Below are 15,023 nucleotides of genomic sequence, written 5' to 3'. Positions count from 1 at the left end.
GTAATAATTTCTGAACATTAAAATCAATCGCATCCGTTTCTTCGTGAACGTAATTAATTAATAAAGAATCACTTATATTCTTAAAAATTGATAGTTGATAATTGATAATTGACATTGTTTTAATGTCGATTGCAGACTTTTCATCAACTGTCAGTACTTGATTTGCTTTTACATTTTTTAAAATACTTATTTTCCCAGATTGCCAAGTAATTTTTACTTCATCAACCGTTTTTATCTTGCCTAATCCAAAATGAGCCACATTTTCAATCGTGGACAAATAACCTCGATAAGGCGTATTTTCATAAACTTGTTTCTCTCCGTGATTGTACGAAATATCAATCCAAGCCCCAATTCCGTTGATATTATTGGATAAGCCTTGACATTTTATTCTTAAAAAATTACTTTCTGCGGGTTTTAGTTGAACGGAATTATTTCGATAGACAAAAGCCGAATCATTGATATTATTTACGACATAATCTACGTCGCCATCATTGTCCAAATCTGCGTAAGCCGCACCATTAGAAAAACTCGGAATATCCATGCCCCATTGGGTCGAAACATCTTCAAATTGCGGTAAATCGCCACTTTTTCCGCCTTTATTTTTAAAAGCATAATTCACCGTTTTTGCCGAGGGAATCATCTTTGAGAGTTCTTCCAAGGTTAACTGTTGCTGAACGGCGGTTTGATAACGGTAAACTAAATAATCATGGTCGGTAATGTCTTTTGGGAAACCATTGGTGATTACTATATCTCGAAAACCATCATTATCAAAATCCGTCACCATCGGACACCAACTCCAATCGGTTTCCGCAATGCCCGATAATAATCCCATTTCACTAAAAACTGGCTGACCCGTTTTAGGATTATTGCCTTGATTTATTTGTAAAGTATTTCGTGGATATTGGTAGTTGTAGTGAAACTTTTCATTGTTTTGGTAAGTAGAATAATTGTTGGCAGGCATCACCATTTTCTTACGGTAATTATCCGCCGGAATCATATCTAACGCCACAATATCGACCAAACCATCATTATTCAAATCCTCCACATCATTGCCCATGGCCGAGAAAGAAGTATGCTTGAAATATTGCGCTGAATGGTCAGTAAATCCATTTCCATTTTTATTATTTAGGTAAAGTAAATCATCTGATAAAAAATCATTTGTTACGTAAATATCCTTCCAGCCATCCCGATTTATATCCGTAATATTCAAGCCCAAACCGTAGCCTTCAATCAAAATTCCTGCTTGTTTGGAGATATTCGTGAAGTGCGGTTTTTCGTTGGTTCCATCATTTTTATATAATCTATCCGTCCGCCTTGAAGAACCGTCCACAACCTTGTCAACGTATTTATTTGGATAGCGAACTTTCTCCATTTCATTCACCAATAAATATAAATCTAAATCGCCGTCGTTGTCATAATCAAAAAATGCCGCATTAGTGGTGTGCGTGGTATCTGCAATGCCATATTCTTTGGCCATTTCCTTAAAAATTGGCACGCCAGATTTATCAACTCCTTGATTTACGTACATCATATTTGCCAATCTATCCGCCACTTTACTCACGGAAGCGCACACATATATGTCTAAAAGATGGTCATTATTAATGTCAATTACCGTTGCGCCCGAACACCATTTTCCTTCTCCTGTAGTATTACTTTTTTCAGTAATGTCTTCAAAATGAATATCGGAGCCATTTTGGGTGCCTTTATTTAAGTATAATTTATTCTCAACCTGATTTCCTGTAAAATATACATCCACTAAATTATCATTATTAAAATCACCTAAAGCCACACCACCGCCATTGTAAACATATTCAAAATTGAATATATTTCGAGCATTCGTTTCCGTAATTCGATTGGAAAATGTAATACCTGTATTTTCAGCAGTGAGTCTTGTAAAAACGGGTTCATTATTCTTATTACAAGAAAATAAGAGCGCAGTTGAAACAATAAAAAGTGGTATTTTAAAGGTCATTTGAAATTAATAATTCATTTTGGAAAGTAATTTTTATGCATGTGATGTCAGTTTAAATAAATCAGAACATAACTTTAAGATTTATAGAATTTTTAAGATTGGCATTTTTAATCCTAAAAATTATTTTAATCTTAAAATCATGTTCTGAAAGTGCGGGCGTATGCGATACGCACTTAAATAATATCAAATAATATTATTCCTTGTATTTACTTAATAAACATCACATCATCAAAATAAAGCGTTTCTGATTTATCTGGACCTTGTAATCTCCATCCAAATTGCTTTAAAGTAGTGCCTGAATACCAAAAATCTAAATCTTTCAAAGCAACTTTATAATAATTCCAAATCTTTGGAGCAACGTCAATTTTATTTTTATCGGCAAAGTTACCAAATCCAATTTTTGAGGCATCCGATTGAATCCAGAACGAAATGGGTACATTTCCACCTTTAATTGAGAAAGTCATGTACTTATAATCAGCTGAATAGGGGATTGAAGGATACCAATTGCTAAATGCTGCCAAGTGCCAGTTTCCGCCAGCAAACGTTTTCACTAATGATTTTTTCCCTGCATAAGCCTGGTCAGAAGTTACAATTAGCGGATCACCCCACGAATTATTACCGTAATCTTTGGCAAAATCTTCCGTAAAAACTTGCAAGGCAACATCGGCATTCACAAATTCTAATGTTTTGGCAGTAATGATTCCACTGGTGTTGGTAATATCTACGGTAACTTGGCTTAAAGTGGTGGTTGGAAATCTCAATACCATCGTCTCATTGCCTAATTTATCTTTTGTCTTAGAAACAATTTTAACGGCCGTTGTAGTATTTGAAAATACCACACTCGAAACATCGGCAAAGTTCTTTCCAGTCAACGTTATATCACCTCTGTCAATACCGAAAGTAATCTTATCAGTCGAATAAACGGTAGGTTTTGCAATTACCTTAAAGTTGAAAGTTGTCTCCCCGTGCGAAGTAACCAATCTGATTTTATTATCAGCGGTAGAATCGGTAGGTGCTGCTGCTGGAAGTCTAATAATCAAGGAATTATCAGTGTTGTAAGTGGGATTAAAAGCGGTATTGTAGCCATTAAAATAGGCATAAATTACCCCACCTATATTCACACCACTAATGACCAAAAGTTTATTGGGTTCGGCTCCAACAATACTACTGTCTTTATGTTTTGGAATGGTATCCAACAAATAAACCCTTGAAATACTGGGAGTTCCTGTGGATACTTTTGGCGTTCCAGTTTCATCGTCTTTGCAGGATGAAAGCATAGTAATGCTTACCAGAATGCCAAAAAAGGCAATCGCAGAGAGTTTACTACCAATATAATTTTTCATTTTTTTCATGTTGATATTTATTTGAGTAGGAAATTTGATTCCCTACATGAGTTCATCAGATGGTTAATACTAAAACTTATATGGCACCGGCGGTTTCAATAAATTGGGTGCTTGCGCTGTTTCAGTATCAGGAATTGGCAAATAAAATGCCGTTGAAACCAATTTGAAAGTATTAGTGGTACGATTTATAAAGGTAAATTCACGCTTTTTTGCAGCAGTTCCAGTGCCAGCTTTAATCCGAATCGTGTACGTTCCTCTAATTTGTTTACCAATAATATCAACCACTTTTTGCGGATTGTAGTAATATAATCGTACCAAATCGTACCAAGCAACTCCTTCAACCGCAAATTCATAGCGTCTTTCATGGAGTAAATCATCAAGCGTAAAGGATGTTACAGCGGGTAACGTTGCTCTTGTTCTGATTGCATTGTAATATTTTAATGCTTCAGCGTCAGAAGTTGAAGTATTATTTCCTAAGATTGCTTCGGCATATATCAAATAAATTTCTGCTAAACGTTGCATATAACTGTTGTTCGGAGCGGCCTGTTGTTGCCCTAAACCTCCGTTATCATCTGGACTACCGACTATATATTTCTTAAAATGGGCAAAAGTCTCATAAGCATCATCCGCTGGTATTGGCTCTTTCCAACCTCCTTTGGCTTTGATTAATTCTGGGTATAAATCGCCTGGAAGCATAAATGTCGCTTTTCTACGTATTGAATCGGCAGGGTCGAGATTGGCTAAATAATCATACGATGCACCATTTCCACCGCCCCAACCGTCTTGGAAACCAGTAATTTGGCTATTTGCAGCAAATTGAGACTGAAATTGATTCCCAGAACCATAACCGCCATTACCAACCCATTGCAAACCAAATAATTGTTCTGGATTATTATTATTTGCCGTTAAAAATAAATCGGCATAATTTGGCATCAATTGGAAAGCACTATTTTTGATGACATCACTTGCGTAATATTTTGCACTATCCAAATATACTTGACTTCTTTGACCATTTGTTGAACCTAATCCTGCACGAGTCAAATAAAACCTTGATAACATTCCTTTGGCAGAATAGGCATTCAAACGACCTGTTCCTGCGGCTGAAGTAGTTGGCAATAAATTCTTTGCTGCTTGCATATCACGAATAGCAAATTCCCAAACTGTCTCAACCGTATTACGAGATAAAGTGGTATCAGCACCTTGTTTTAAATTGTCCGTAATGATAGGAACGGGACCCCAATTCTGCACTAAATATGAATAAGCAACCGCACGCATATAACGAGCTTCACCAATGGCTCTTCTTTTTGCTTCTGGCGATACGCCTGCTTTGGCATACGTGTTGACATTATACATCAAAACGTTTGATTGAGCAATAATCGTGAAAAACGAATTCCAAGAATCTCTTAAATCACTATTGGTGTTTGAAACGGTGAATTGGTAAAATTGTTGCCAATTACCATTATAAGGGCTAATCATATTGCCCGCACGACCGTCCCCAAAAGATAAAAGTGCTTGTCCATTCGACCCAAACCAAACTTTATTGTATAAAGCGGCCGTTCCCGCCATTAATTCAGCATCGGTATTGAAGAAATTGGGAGCGGTTAAACTTCCTAACGGAGGAGTGTCTAAAAATTGTTCTTTACAACTTGTCAACCCAGCAAAAGTTAGGGCAACAAATAAGAACTTTATGAAGATATATTTTTTCATGGTATGAATATTTATTTTTATGAAAACTAAAAATCAAATGCTGCTGAGAAAGTGTACATTCTCGAAGAAGGATAACGGCCATTATCAAATCCTGGAACACCCGCAGAGGTACCAACTTCTGGATCATAACCGCTATATTTTGTAATAGTAAAAGCATTTTGAATACCGCTCGTCAATCTAATTCCGTTGATTGGTAAATACTTTTTCAAGAATGTCTTCGGAATATTATAACTCAAAGTGATATTTTTTACTCTCAAATACGAACCATCTTCCACAAATTGGTTGGTAGCACGGCCAGCGTTTCCATAACTTGAATAGGCAATTCTTGGAACATTATACCCTGGATTTAATAAAGTTAATGATTCATTTAAAACACCGCTACTTGGCTGTGCAAAATTAACTGCTTCTTTATAAGCGCCGTGGATATAGTTTCTGAAAGCACTATTATCAAATCTCAACTGATTGAAAACTTGGTTGCCATAAACGCCTTGTAAAAAGATTGACAAGTCAAATCCCTTGTAGGAGAAATTATTGGTAATTCCGAAGGTAAATTTTGGCCAAGGATTACCAATAAATGTTCTGTCTTTATCATCAATTACTTGCACATTTTTGCCTAAAACTGGGTCAAAATATTCTGTTTTATCAAGATTTACATATTTAACATCACCCACCCATGCTTCTGTTGGGGCAACATGAACGTTGGTTGGCAAAGCAGCCGTAGTTAAATCTTGATAATTTTGGATTAAACCATCAGTCTGATATCCAAAAAACTGAAATAATGGTTGTCCAACAATTGAACGAGAAATTACACGGCTAAACCACGGGAAACGGTCAATAATCGCTCTATCTGTATTAAGTTTCAACAATTTATTTCTGTCAAATGAAATATTAAATCCACTATTCCAATTAAATTCATTAGTTGATTTTGCACGAATGGGCGTTGTATTGATTGAAATACCAACACCTCTATTTTCCATGTCACCAATATTAACAACTGGAGCGCCTATTCCGCCCTGTCCAGATGTTCCTGCGTAAGCGGGTAAAGGTAAGTCCGTAATTAAATCGGATGTTTTTCTTAAATAAGCATCAAAAACCACGTTAACTCTATCTTTAAACATATGTAAATCAAAACCTATGTTTATGGTTTGGGTGTTCTCCCACTTAATATCTGGGTTTGGAAATTTACCAGCCAAAAATCCTTGTCCAGATTGCGTTGCGGCAGTACTTAATGGAGCGTAAGTATTTTTGCCATAATATTGACTTCCCGATGTTCCCACCTCTGCACGAATTTTGAAGTCATTAATGGCAGTAATATTTTGCATAAATGGCTCCTTTGAAATTCTCCAAGCGGCAGAAAGTGATGGAAAGTATCCCCACTTGTTATTCGGTCCGAAAAGTGAGGAGGCATCAGCACGGTAAGAAGCCTGCACAATATATTTATCGTCAAAACTATAATTCAAACGACCAAAGTACGATTCCTGCGAATTATCTTCTCTTGTACTTGTACTCAAAGAGGTTTTTGGATCGCCTAAACTTAATTCAGAAAGTGCATTGTTGGTAAATCCAGTGACTCTACCGCCTAATTGTTCAGTAAAATAATACTGAGCTTCGTGTCCAGCCGTAAATTTTACATCGTGTTTTAGGGCTATTCTTTTATTATAGGTTAAGTACTGGTTTGTACTCCAATTATAATTATTTCCCGCATATCTTTCCGAAGTCGAAATTGGATTGACGGCTCCTTGGGTAAGGGCGTTCGTTCCAAATGAATAAGAAGGACGGAAAATAGCTCTGGTGTCATTGCCATAACTTCCGTTAAATTCACCGTGAAACGTGAAATCCTTCAAGAAAGTCAAGTCGGCGTAAATTGTTCCGAAAGTTGTCATTCTTTTGTAATCATTGGTATTCGTGAAAGCTAAAGCAACAGGATTTGTGATTTTAGCCGAATAACTACCATCGTTTCTAACATCCTGTGGACCACCAAAACTGCCATCCGCATTATAAACAGGGGCATTTGGCGATTGCTGAATGGCCGTGCTAATGACATTATCTTCATTAATAGACAATTTCTCAGCCGTTCCAGAAATGGATAGATTTGTTCCAATTTTCAGATAACTGCGTAATTTACTTTCTACATTTACTCGAAAAGATTTTCTGTCAAATCCAGAATTTGGCGCAATCCCTTCTTGATTCATCAATTCAGCGGATATATAATAAGTTGTTTTATCATTTCCTCCACTCAAGGTCAGTTGTTGTTTTTTCATCGCTGCCGTTTTGAATAAGGCTGATTGCCAATTGGTACCATCGCCTAAAATAGACGGGTCAGCAAACTCTGCATTATAACCCGAGCCAACCGCTTTTGCCCAAGCATTACTATAAGTGGCATATTCTCGTAAGTTCATCAAAGGCAATTGCTTGGGTAAGCCTTGAAAATTATACATCGTAGTGAAGCTAATTTTTGCATCGCCCGCTTTTCCTCTTTTCGTAGTAACCACAATTACACCACTGGCAGCTTTTGAACCATAAATAGACTGAGCGGAAGGTCCCGTCAAAACGTTTAATGATTCAATGTCATCAGGGTTCAAACTCGAAAGTATATTCGATTGTCCATCCGAGCCATTTCCTTGCGTTGAAGCAGCGGATGGTATTATTTGAACCCCATCAATCACATACATGGGCTGACTGTTACCATTTATCGTAGAAAGTCCACGAATATAAACAGTCGCTGCTCCTCCTGGTTTACCCGAATTACTGGCAACATACACGTTGGGCGCCCGCCCTTGAAGTGCTTGGTCAATGGTTGTATTGACGGTTCTTTTTAATTCAGTTTCAGTGATATTCGTTTGAGCGCCCGACAACGAACGTTTACTGGCAGTACCATAACCTACCACCACAACTTCATCAATAGTCGAAACATTTTCTGACATTGAAATGTTGATTTTTGTGCGTCCCGAAATAGAGATTTGTTGAGTCGTCATACCAACCGATGAAATATTCAATGTTCCATTCGAAGGAGCAGTGACAGAATATTCACCATTTGAATTAGTCGTTGTTCCAACGGTTGTACCTTTTATCAAAATATTAGCTCCAGGCACTGCTTGATTGTCCTGTCCTGAAGTAACCTTACCTGAAATTTTTATGGTTTGGACGGTTGCTTTTTGACCTAAAATGCTGAGGCTTCCAGTCATTATAGTTAGCAAAATAATAAGACTTTTTAATCTTATTATTTGTGGTGAAGAACCACTAAAATGGAAAATTGTGTGCATATTTGGGGATTTATTTACAGATTGAATTTGAAAGATTTCTTTAAATATTTTACCTTTTGGAAAAATCATTTTGAAAGAATTTATGGATATTAAATGAAGTAATTATCCATTTAATTTTCGTTTTCATGTTAAAAGGATTTATAGTACAAATTTTATATTTATTTGAATTAAATGTATAGTACTATTTTATCATTTATTAGCATAAAATCGACTATCATGTATGATTGATAATATTTACCATGCAGAACATGACACATTTGTATTATTACTCAGACGTAATATCTGTAGCATAATAAATAGTTACTGGGCTATTTTAAACACATAAACCCCATCAAAAAATATTTTGATGGGGTTTATAATATTTTGTGGGCCGTATAAGATTACATCCAATACACTCACACACTTAATAATCAAGCACTAACAAATAAAGCTCCATCTTTGGTGCGGTCATTGGTGCTACTTAGTCAGCAATGCGCTCAAAAATCTAATCTCTTCTTCTTGTTTTTTTATCTCATTATCCTTGCTATTCTCGAAAAGAGAAAATTAGTACAAGTTGAGGAAAATATTGAGACCAATAAGATTTACACCAGTTCACAAGCAGCTGCTTTCCTCAAAATAAAACCCCAATCCTTAATTCGGGCGAGAGGAAAGGGGAGGATAAAAGGCAAATTAATCGACGGTAGAGAATATGGTTATGAGTATGAAGAATTAAAAAAATATGTTCGAGGAGCGCATAAAAAGGTGACTGCCTAAGAATTTCGGTTCAATTTATTCTTCAATCAATAACCACAAATCGCTATGTCAGAAATCACAGGGCTGTGGATTCCCTTAGAATATCTACAAAATGATTTACTTACGGGTAACGAAAGATTGATTGTTTCATACATCAAATTCAGAGAGCAAGGCGGCACTTTTGAGGGAACAAATAGAGAAATTGGATCCATGTTAAACATGAAGGATAATAGAGTTTCCGAGGGAATATTTGAACTGATTAAAAAGGGATTTTTAGAGCGTGAAAGTAAGCATTTAAAAGTTTCCGAAAAGTGGAAACATTCCGAAAAACGGAAACATTCCGAAAAGTGGAAACATTCCGAAAAACGGAAACTCGAAAACATTCCGAAAAGCGGAAACAATGTTTCCGAAAAACGGAAACTTTCTGAAATCATACCATATAGTAATATTAAAATAATAAATAATGATAATAATGATGCAAAAAAAGAAGAAGAAAAAAATGAAGAAATTAAAAAATCTTCTAAAGTTTCATCTAAAAAAACATCACTGCCCGAGATAGAATTCTTGGATTCAGAGTTCAAAGATTTTAAGGTTTTCGAGGAGTATATTCGACAAGCGCATCCTGAGATTAACACTAACTTTTATTACCACAAAATCTCCGCTTGGATTGACAAGAATACGGGCGAATTAGCCAAGCGTAAAATTTGGAAAAGCACCGTCCAACAATTTTTAGAAAATGATTACAAGAAAGGCGAATTAGTCACCACAAAATCAAAAGGTCATGGAAAACCAACAAATTCAAATTATCCCAAACAAACCAACATCTTTGAACAGCCAGCAACCGCCGAACAACTGGACGACCTCGTTAGTCGGTATTTTGCCAGACGGTAACGGTTTGACGCTGACAGAATCGGAAAGCTCAGAAATTGCCCTAAGTTTGACTGAATTAGATTTTAAGGTGGCTTTACAGTCCGAGAAAATTTTCCAACTAAAATCTACCATCGGCGAAGCCAACATTTTCAAATCCGTGTGTGCTTTGCTCAAAATGTTCAGTGATGCCACCAAAGTCAACAAACCGCTTTCCAGTTCTGAAATAATTATGTGTTCGGATTGGATGGTAAGAAAATACACCCACGAATCCATCGCTGATTTCGCTCTGGCACTTAAAGAAGGCATTTTTGGCAACCACAAGTTCTATGGCTCCGTCACCATAGCCGATGTCAAAGAAGTAATCGAAAAGTACTTTGATTTGAAAGCGGAGCAATTGGAACAAATAGCAAAATCTAACGAAATGCCAATATTTGACCAAAAAGACCAGATAATTGCTAAAATAACGAAAGGGTTCACACCAGACTATTCAGAGCCATTAGAGACGTTTTCTGAACGTTTTGAGAGAGAAAGAAGAGCAAAAGCAGGAGAGGATTTTAGAAAATTTCAAGAAAAGTTAAAAAATTTCAGAGATTCAGAACCAGTTTATGTAGAATTTCAACAAATTAACCAACCACAAAATGACGACTACTACCAAGAAACGTCCCAATCGCTGGAAGGATAGAAAACCTATCAAACCAAGCGCCAAAAAGTCCGACCAATTACGAATGGAAGACATTTGTTTACCCGATGCCAACAGCACCACCACCGCCATAATTACCTTCGTCTTTCCCCCGAGCAACACGGATTTCTCAATGATATTTCCCAAGGCGGCGACATTGCCATGATTGCCAAGTCATTCGATGATTTCCTAAAACGTTGGGAATACCGAAGAGCAGACGGAATGATTTAGAACACGCTTTAATAAGTTTTTGTTCATAAAAATCAGAACAAGATCTATACCATTTTGTCCAGCCATTTTTAGCGAATTCTTTTTTGTGGAAATGATTAATTTTTATGCGATTTCTCCCGGTTTAAATCCGTAGCAATTCCGGAGCAATTCCAAGGCAATTCCAAGGTAAATCCCACTGAGTCCCAGTAGCGCCAACAAGCTTGACGATTCCTCCACTGGATAAAATATGCCTGTCCGCCACAGCGACGGAAGGAGTTCTCCCAACCAAGAAAGCAACTTAAAACATTCACTCCAAAAGAAGTCACAACCTGATTTGTGACTTCTTTTGTTATCATAATAATCTTAATCAATCTACAAATAGATATGCTAACAAAAGAAGTCACATTCGCTCAATTAAGACTTAATAGTGGATTATAACATTAGTTGTGATTAAGATATTTAAGTTATATTTGCCAAAATGTGATAAGGCAAATATTAAATATCAAATACGCATTTTGGAAAAACCTATCGAGCAAATTTTGGCGAATTTCCATTTGGCGATATTACAAAAGACAATTATAAACTTATAACTTAATTTATGGAGGGTAAGGGTAATAAACACGAAAACTACGAAATTCTCAACCTTGTTGGCTATGGTTTATCTAAGTTTAATGATGAATTTATAACAGAATTTGGATTTAAAACCAAAACAGCTTTTTATGAATATTGCATTGAAATCGGAATTGCAGAAACAGTTGGAACTGTAAAAAATAGAATGGATTTATTTGACCATTCACGCTATTCGAGATTTCAATCTCGAATCACAAATAAAAAGGATTTCCAATCCTAATACCAAAATAAAACCCCTCTGAATTTGTCAGAGGGGTTTTATTTTACGAAAATCACTTCACATCAAACGACTTATCAAAATCAACTGTACACTGACTTTACCCCGTGGTCATTGTCTTCACTGACCACCGAAATAGAAATCGTAAGTAATCTTAGCGATAAAAAAACACCTCAGTGAAAAGAATATTTATTCACTGAGGTGTTTTTTTACACAATAATTAAATTCTTACCAAACCGTGATGCGTTCACTTTCGGGTTTGTACATTTTATCACCAGGTTTTATATCAAATGCCTTGTAGAAAGGAGTAAAATTCATCAATGGGCCATTCACACGCCATTTTGCGGGCGAGTGAGGGTTGGTATTTACATACGTACGCATGAAAGCATCTTTGGTTTTTACTCGCCAAATTCTGGCAATTGAAATGAAGAAACGCTGTTCGGGCGTAAAACCATCAATTTTTTCATTACTTTTTGCTTGTTCTGTTAGCTTAAATGCATCGAAAGCAATAGCAATTCCTGCGATATCTGCCGTATTTTCACCCACTGTTAAAGCCCCTTTTACGTGCATCGAATCGAGTACTGTAAATTGATTGTATTGCTCAATTACGAGTTGAGTTTTAGCCTTGAATTTCTTAAAATCATCTGCCTTCCACCAGTTTTTCACATTGCCTTGTTTATCATATAAAGCTCCTTGGTCATCAAACGAGTGTGTGATTTCGTGGCCAATTACCATTCCAATGCCACCATAATTAAGGGCATCATCAGCATTCATATCGAAATACGGTGGCTGAAGAATTCCTGCAGGAAAAACGATTTCATTCAATGGCGGATTGTTATAGGCCGTTACCGTTGGCGGAGTTGTTCCCCATTCAGTACGGTCGACGGGTTGGCCTAATTTTGAAATTCCATAAACAAAATCGTTTTTGCTCGTAGCCAATCTATTTTCAAAGTACGTACCACGATTGATTACTACTTTCGAATAATCTCTCCATTTATCAGGGTAACCAATTTTCTCAGTAAATGCATAGAGTTTTTCTTTGGCTTTAGTTTTGGTCGAATCACTCATCCAATCAAGTTTATTAATTCGATTTTCAAAAGCTGTTTTCAAATTCTTTACTAATTCTTTCATTCGTCGCTTGGCTTCTTCAGGAAAGTATTTTTTAACATAAAGTTGGGCAAGTCCATGTCCAAGCGATTTATCTACGGCATCTGTAATATCTTCACCCCTTGGTTTTTGCGTTGCTTGTCCAGACAGCACTTTAGCGTATTCAAAAGATGCTTTTGTGAAAGGTTCGCTCAGAAAATCAGCGTAAGAAACCAAGGTTTTTGCTCTTAAATAAGCTTTCCAGTCTTCGATTGATGCAGAAGCGAGCAAAGAGTTCAAACGGTCGTAATAGGCAGGTTGTTGCACATTCAGCGAATCTATTTTCACGCCCAATGCTGTAAAAAATGCTTGCCAGTCTATATTTGTTTGTTTTTGGGCGATGGCTGAAACTGCCATTTTATTATAATTAGCCTGTACATTTCGGCGTTCGATATTAGTTTTGTGCGATGCCGCCAATTCTTTTTCGATAGCATAAGCTGCTAAAGCCAATTTGTTTGCAGAAGCAGCATCAATCGCCGTAAGTTTAAACAAAGTGCTTAAGTAATTTTGATAAGCTTTCTGAATAAAAAGCGTCGAAGAATCGGTTCTAAAATAATAGTCTCTTTCGGGTAAACCGATGCCTGTTTGACCTAAATTGACGATATTGACGGCACTGTTTTTAATATCTGGTCCAACACGAAAACCGATAATAGAATAGTTATTAAATTTCTGTTGTTCAGCCACATACTTCATGATTCCAGCCACATCTTTGATGCCATCAATTTGTTTGAACATTGGCTTTACGGGCTCAAAACCTCTTTTGTCGATGGTGTGGGTATCCATTCCAGAAGCATAAAAATCACCCACTTTTTGTTCGATGCTACCTTTGAGGCTTTTGGCAGCCGAAACACTATCTAAAATACCTTGCAGGCGTATGCGTTGCGGATAATTCATAAACGAATAAGCCCCAACACCCGATTGTGTAGAAGGAATTTCAGTTGAATTATACCATTTTCCATTGACGTACATAAAGAAATCATCGCCAGGCTTTAGGGTTGGGTCAATGCCCGTAATGCTTACTTTTTGGGCGAAGCTTGAACTGATGCAGGTTATTATAAACCAGAAAACTAATACGAGAGAGTAAAATTTTTTCATGAATTTTGATAATTTATCTTGAAACGAAAGGTAATACTATAAGCCCAAAAAATCTAAAACCTATGAAGGTATTTTTCATGTTTATCGACCTGCTGTGGGAAATTATCGACTTTGTATCATTGACTTTACTTAATTCGTTTGGCTAATTATTCTATTTTTAGTCAGTATATTTTCACGCTATTCCAAATTTCAATCTCAAATCCCAGTTAAATAGATTTCCAAAAACAAAAACCCCCTCCAATAAAATCAGAGGGGGGAGGCTTAGAGAGGAACTTCCCGAAAGTTATTTCTACTTTCGGGAAGTTAAAGAGACTCATTTAACACTATCACCTAATTACTTCACATCAAAAGATTTATCAGAATCAACCGTACATTGATTTACCGTAACCGCAACCGCCGAAGCGGTGGCCAAATAGCCAGCAATCGAAATAACCACGGTAGGAAGAGCAACGTCACCCGTCAAAATTGTGGCCGAAACGCCCCCTAAAATCAAGCCAATGTTACTGATTTTCTTAAAAAATGGTGGACAAGGAGCACCAACACTCTCCACAATATTCATGTCATTTGGATTGGATGATTGCATCGGATTATAATGTTAAATTGAAACAATTAAGGAGTATAAAAAATTAGTATCGTGCCTTTTCTAAGGGAACTTTAGAAGCCGTCAAGTCACTTTTCCACTGTCGCAATTCCGCCACCTGCTTTTGATTTTCCTGAATAAGATTTGCTCGTAGCGACACGATATTTTCCAATTCACCCGATTGCCTTTGGAACTCATTCACCAATGAACAGGCCTTACTATTCAGCAATTTGACTTCATCCACCTTGATTTTCAATTCGTGCGTTCGGTTGCTCAACTCCTTAGAAATCGTACGATATTCAATCAAAGCCGAAGCATAACCCGTCACGCAAGTATCACTAACGCCATTCTGAGTATTTTCAATTCGTTGGTAGTCAGTCACTAATCGACTCCGCCCTCATCATATTGCGTGACCGTGAAAAACATCCCTTCCACCCGAATAAGATGCGGAAAAAACACTTCAAAATCAGCCGATTGAGCAATGAATGAAATAAGTAAGAGTAGATACATAAGAAATTTAAACATAGCGGTAATCTTTTTTTTCTGTAAAAGTATTACGCTAAAGTTCTGTGAATGAGG

Annotated in this window: 13 protein-coding genes; 5 read left to right on the top strand and 8 right to left on the bottom strand. The window is 36.7% G+C overall.

Features of this window, described 5'->3' with window-relative positions; translation table 11 throughout:
- From AC1W31_RS18290 to AC1W31_RS18275, 4 genes are all read right to left on the bottom strand, one after another.
- On the bottom strand, window positions 1–1,972 hold a 1,972-nt coding region (locus AC1W31_RS18290), incomplete at its 3' end, for a CRTAC1 family protein (RefSeq protein ID WP_481735934.1).
- Between the two features lie 206 nt (window positions 1,973–2,178).
- The gene (locus tag AC1W31_RS18285) at window positions 2,179–3,315 is read right to left on the bottom strand and encodes a hypothetical protein (protein ID WP_481735933.1); all 1,137 of its coding nucleotides are present in this window, start codon (window positions 3,313–3,315) and stop codon (window positions 2,179–2,181) included.
- Window positions 3,316–3,384: 69 nt separating this feature from the next.
- Window positions 3,385–5,022 carry a RagB/SusD family nutrient uptake outer membrane protein gene (locus AC1W31_RS18280; protein WP_481735932.1) on the bottom strand — a complete coding sequence of 546 codons (1,638 nt, stop codon included), beginning with the start codon at window positions 5,020–5,022 and terminating at the stop codon, window positions 3,385–3,387.
- A gap of 26 nt (window positions 5,023–5,048) precedes the next feature.
- On the bottom strand, window positions 5,049–8,285 hold the full coding sequence (locus tag AC1W31_RS18275; RefSeq protein WP_481735931.1) for a SusC/RagA family TonB-linked outer membrane protein: 3,237 nt from the start codon (window positions 8,283–8,285) through the stop codon (window positions 5,049–5,051).
- 498 nt (window positions 8,286–8,783) lie between these two features.
- Here AC1W31_RS18275 and AC1W31_RS18270 point away from each other — a divergent pair, with 498 nt between their 5' ends.
- The 5 genes from AC1W31_RS18270 to AC1W31_RS18250 all read left to right on the top strand — a co-directional run bounded on the left by AC1W31_RS18270 (window position 8,784) and on the right by AC1W31_RS18250 (window position 11,626).
- The gene (locus tag AC1W31_RS18270; RefSeq protein WP_481735930.1) at window positions 8,784–9,038 is read left to right on the top strand and encodes a hypothetical protein; all 255 of its coding nucleotides are present in this window, start codon (window positions 8,784–8,786) and stop codon (window positions 9,036–9,038) included.
- Between the two features lie 45 nt (window positions 9,039–9,083).
- Entirely contained in the window at window positions 9,084–9,908 is an 825-nt protein-coding gene (locus AC1W31_RS18265; protein WP_481735929.1) for a hypothetical protein, read from the top strand.
- Window positions 9,799–10,569 carry a hypothetical protein gene (locus tag AC1W31_RS18260; protein WP_481735928.1) on the top strand — a complete coding sequence of 257 codons (771 nt, stop codon included), beginning with the start codon at window positions 9,799–9,801 and terminating at the stop codon, window positions 10,567–10,569. The genes AC1W31_RS18265 and AC1W31_RS18260 overlap by 110 nt, the downstream gene beginning before the upstream one ends.
- On the top strand, window positions 10,526–10,732 hold the full coding sequence (locus AC1W31_RS18255) for a hypothetical protein (protein ID WP_481735927.1): 207 nt from the start codon (window positions 10,526–10,528) through the stop codon (window positions 10,730–10,732). Before AC1W31_RS18260 ends, AC1W31_RS18255 begins: the two co-directional genes overlap by 44 nt.
- A 642-nt stretch (window positions 10,733–11,374) precedes the next feature.
- The gene (locus AC1W31_RS18250) at window positions 11,375–11,626 is read left to right on the top strand and encodes a hypothetical protein (protein WP_481735926.1); all 252 of its coding nucleotides are present in this window, start codon (window positions 11,375–11,377) and stop codon (window positions 11,624–11,626) included.
- Between the two features lie 225 nt (window positions 11,627–11,851).
- On the opposite strand, the gene AC1W31_RS18245 is transcribed toward AC1W31_RS18250, so the two are convergent.
- The 4 genes from AC1W31_RS18245 to AC1W31_RS18230 all read right to left on the bottom strand — a co-directional run.
- Entirely contained in the window at window positions 11,852–13,864 is a 2,013-nt protein-coding gene (locus AC1W31_RS18245) for a M13 family metallopeptidase (RefSeq protein WP_481735925.1), read from the bottom strand.
- Between the two features lie 334 nt (window positions 13,865–14,198).
- The gene (locus AC1W31_RS18240; RefSeq protein ID WP_481735924.1) at window positions 14,199–14,447 is read right to left on the bottom strand and encodes a hypothetical protein; all 249 of its coding nucleotides are present in this window, start codon (window positions 14,445–14,447) and stop codon (window positions 14,199–14,201) included.
- Between the two features lie 43 nt (window positions 14,448–14,490).
- Window positions 14,491–14,826 carry a hypothetical protein gene (locus tag AC1W31_RS18235; protein WP_481735923.1) on the bottom strand — a complete coding sequence of 112 codons (336 nt, stop codon included), beginning with the start codon at window positions 14,824–14,826 and terminating at the stop codon, window positions 14,491–14,493.
- Window positions 14,826–15,023: hypothetical protein (locus AC1W31_RS18230; protein WP_481735922.1), on the bottom strand; the 198-nt coding region annotated here is incomplete at its 5' end. The genes AC1W31_RS18230 and AC1W31_RS18235, both read right to left, overlap by 1 nt.

The sequence above is a fragment of the Arcicella sp. genome (assembly GCF_964672035.1).
The sequence above is the reverse complement of the archived record's forward strand: the minus strand, read 5'-3'. Positions and strand labels throughout refer to the sequence as shown.

Coding starts and splice junctions, on each gene's coding strand:
- AC1W31_RS18285 (WP_481735933.1), bottom strand. CDS start 3,315: ATGAAAAATTATATTGGTAGTAAACTCTCTGCGATTGCCTTTTTTGGC.
- AC1W31_RS18280 (WP_481735932.1), bottom strand. CDS start 5,022: ATGAAAAAATATATCTTCATAAAGTTCTTATTTGTTGCCCTAACTTTT.
- AC1W31_RS18275 (WP_481735931.1), bottom strand. CDS start 8,285: ATGCACACAATTTTCCATTTTAGTGGTTCTTCACCACAAATAATAAGA.
- AC1W31_RS18265 (WP_481735929.1), top strand. CDS start 9,084: ATGTCAGAAATCACAGGGCTGTGGATTCCCTTAGAATATCTACAAAAT.
- AC1W31_RS18260 (WP_481735928.1), top strand. CDS start 9,799: ATGGAAAACCAACAAATTCAAATTATCCCAAACAAACCAACATCTTTG.
- AC1W31_RS18255 (WP_481735927.1), top strand. CDS start 10,526: ATGACGACTACTACCAAGAAACGTCCCAATCGCTGGAAGGATAGAAAA.
- AC1W31_RS18250 (WP_481735926.1), top strand. CDS start 11,375: ATGGAGGGTAAGGGTAATAAACACGAAAACTACGAAATTCTCAACCTT.
- AC1W31_RS18245 (WP_481735925.1), bottom strand. CDS start 13,864: ATGAAAAAATTTTACTCTCTCGTATTAGTTTTCTGGTTTATAATAACC.
- AC1W31_RS18240 (WP_481735924.1), bottom strand. CDS start 14,447: ATGCAATCATCCAATCCAAATGACATGAATATTGTGGAGAGTGTTGGT.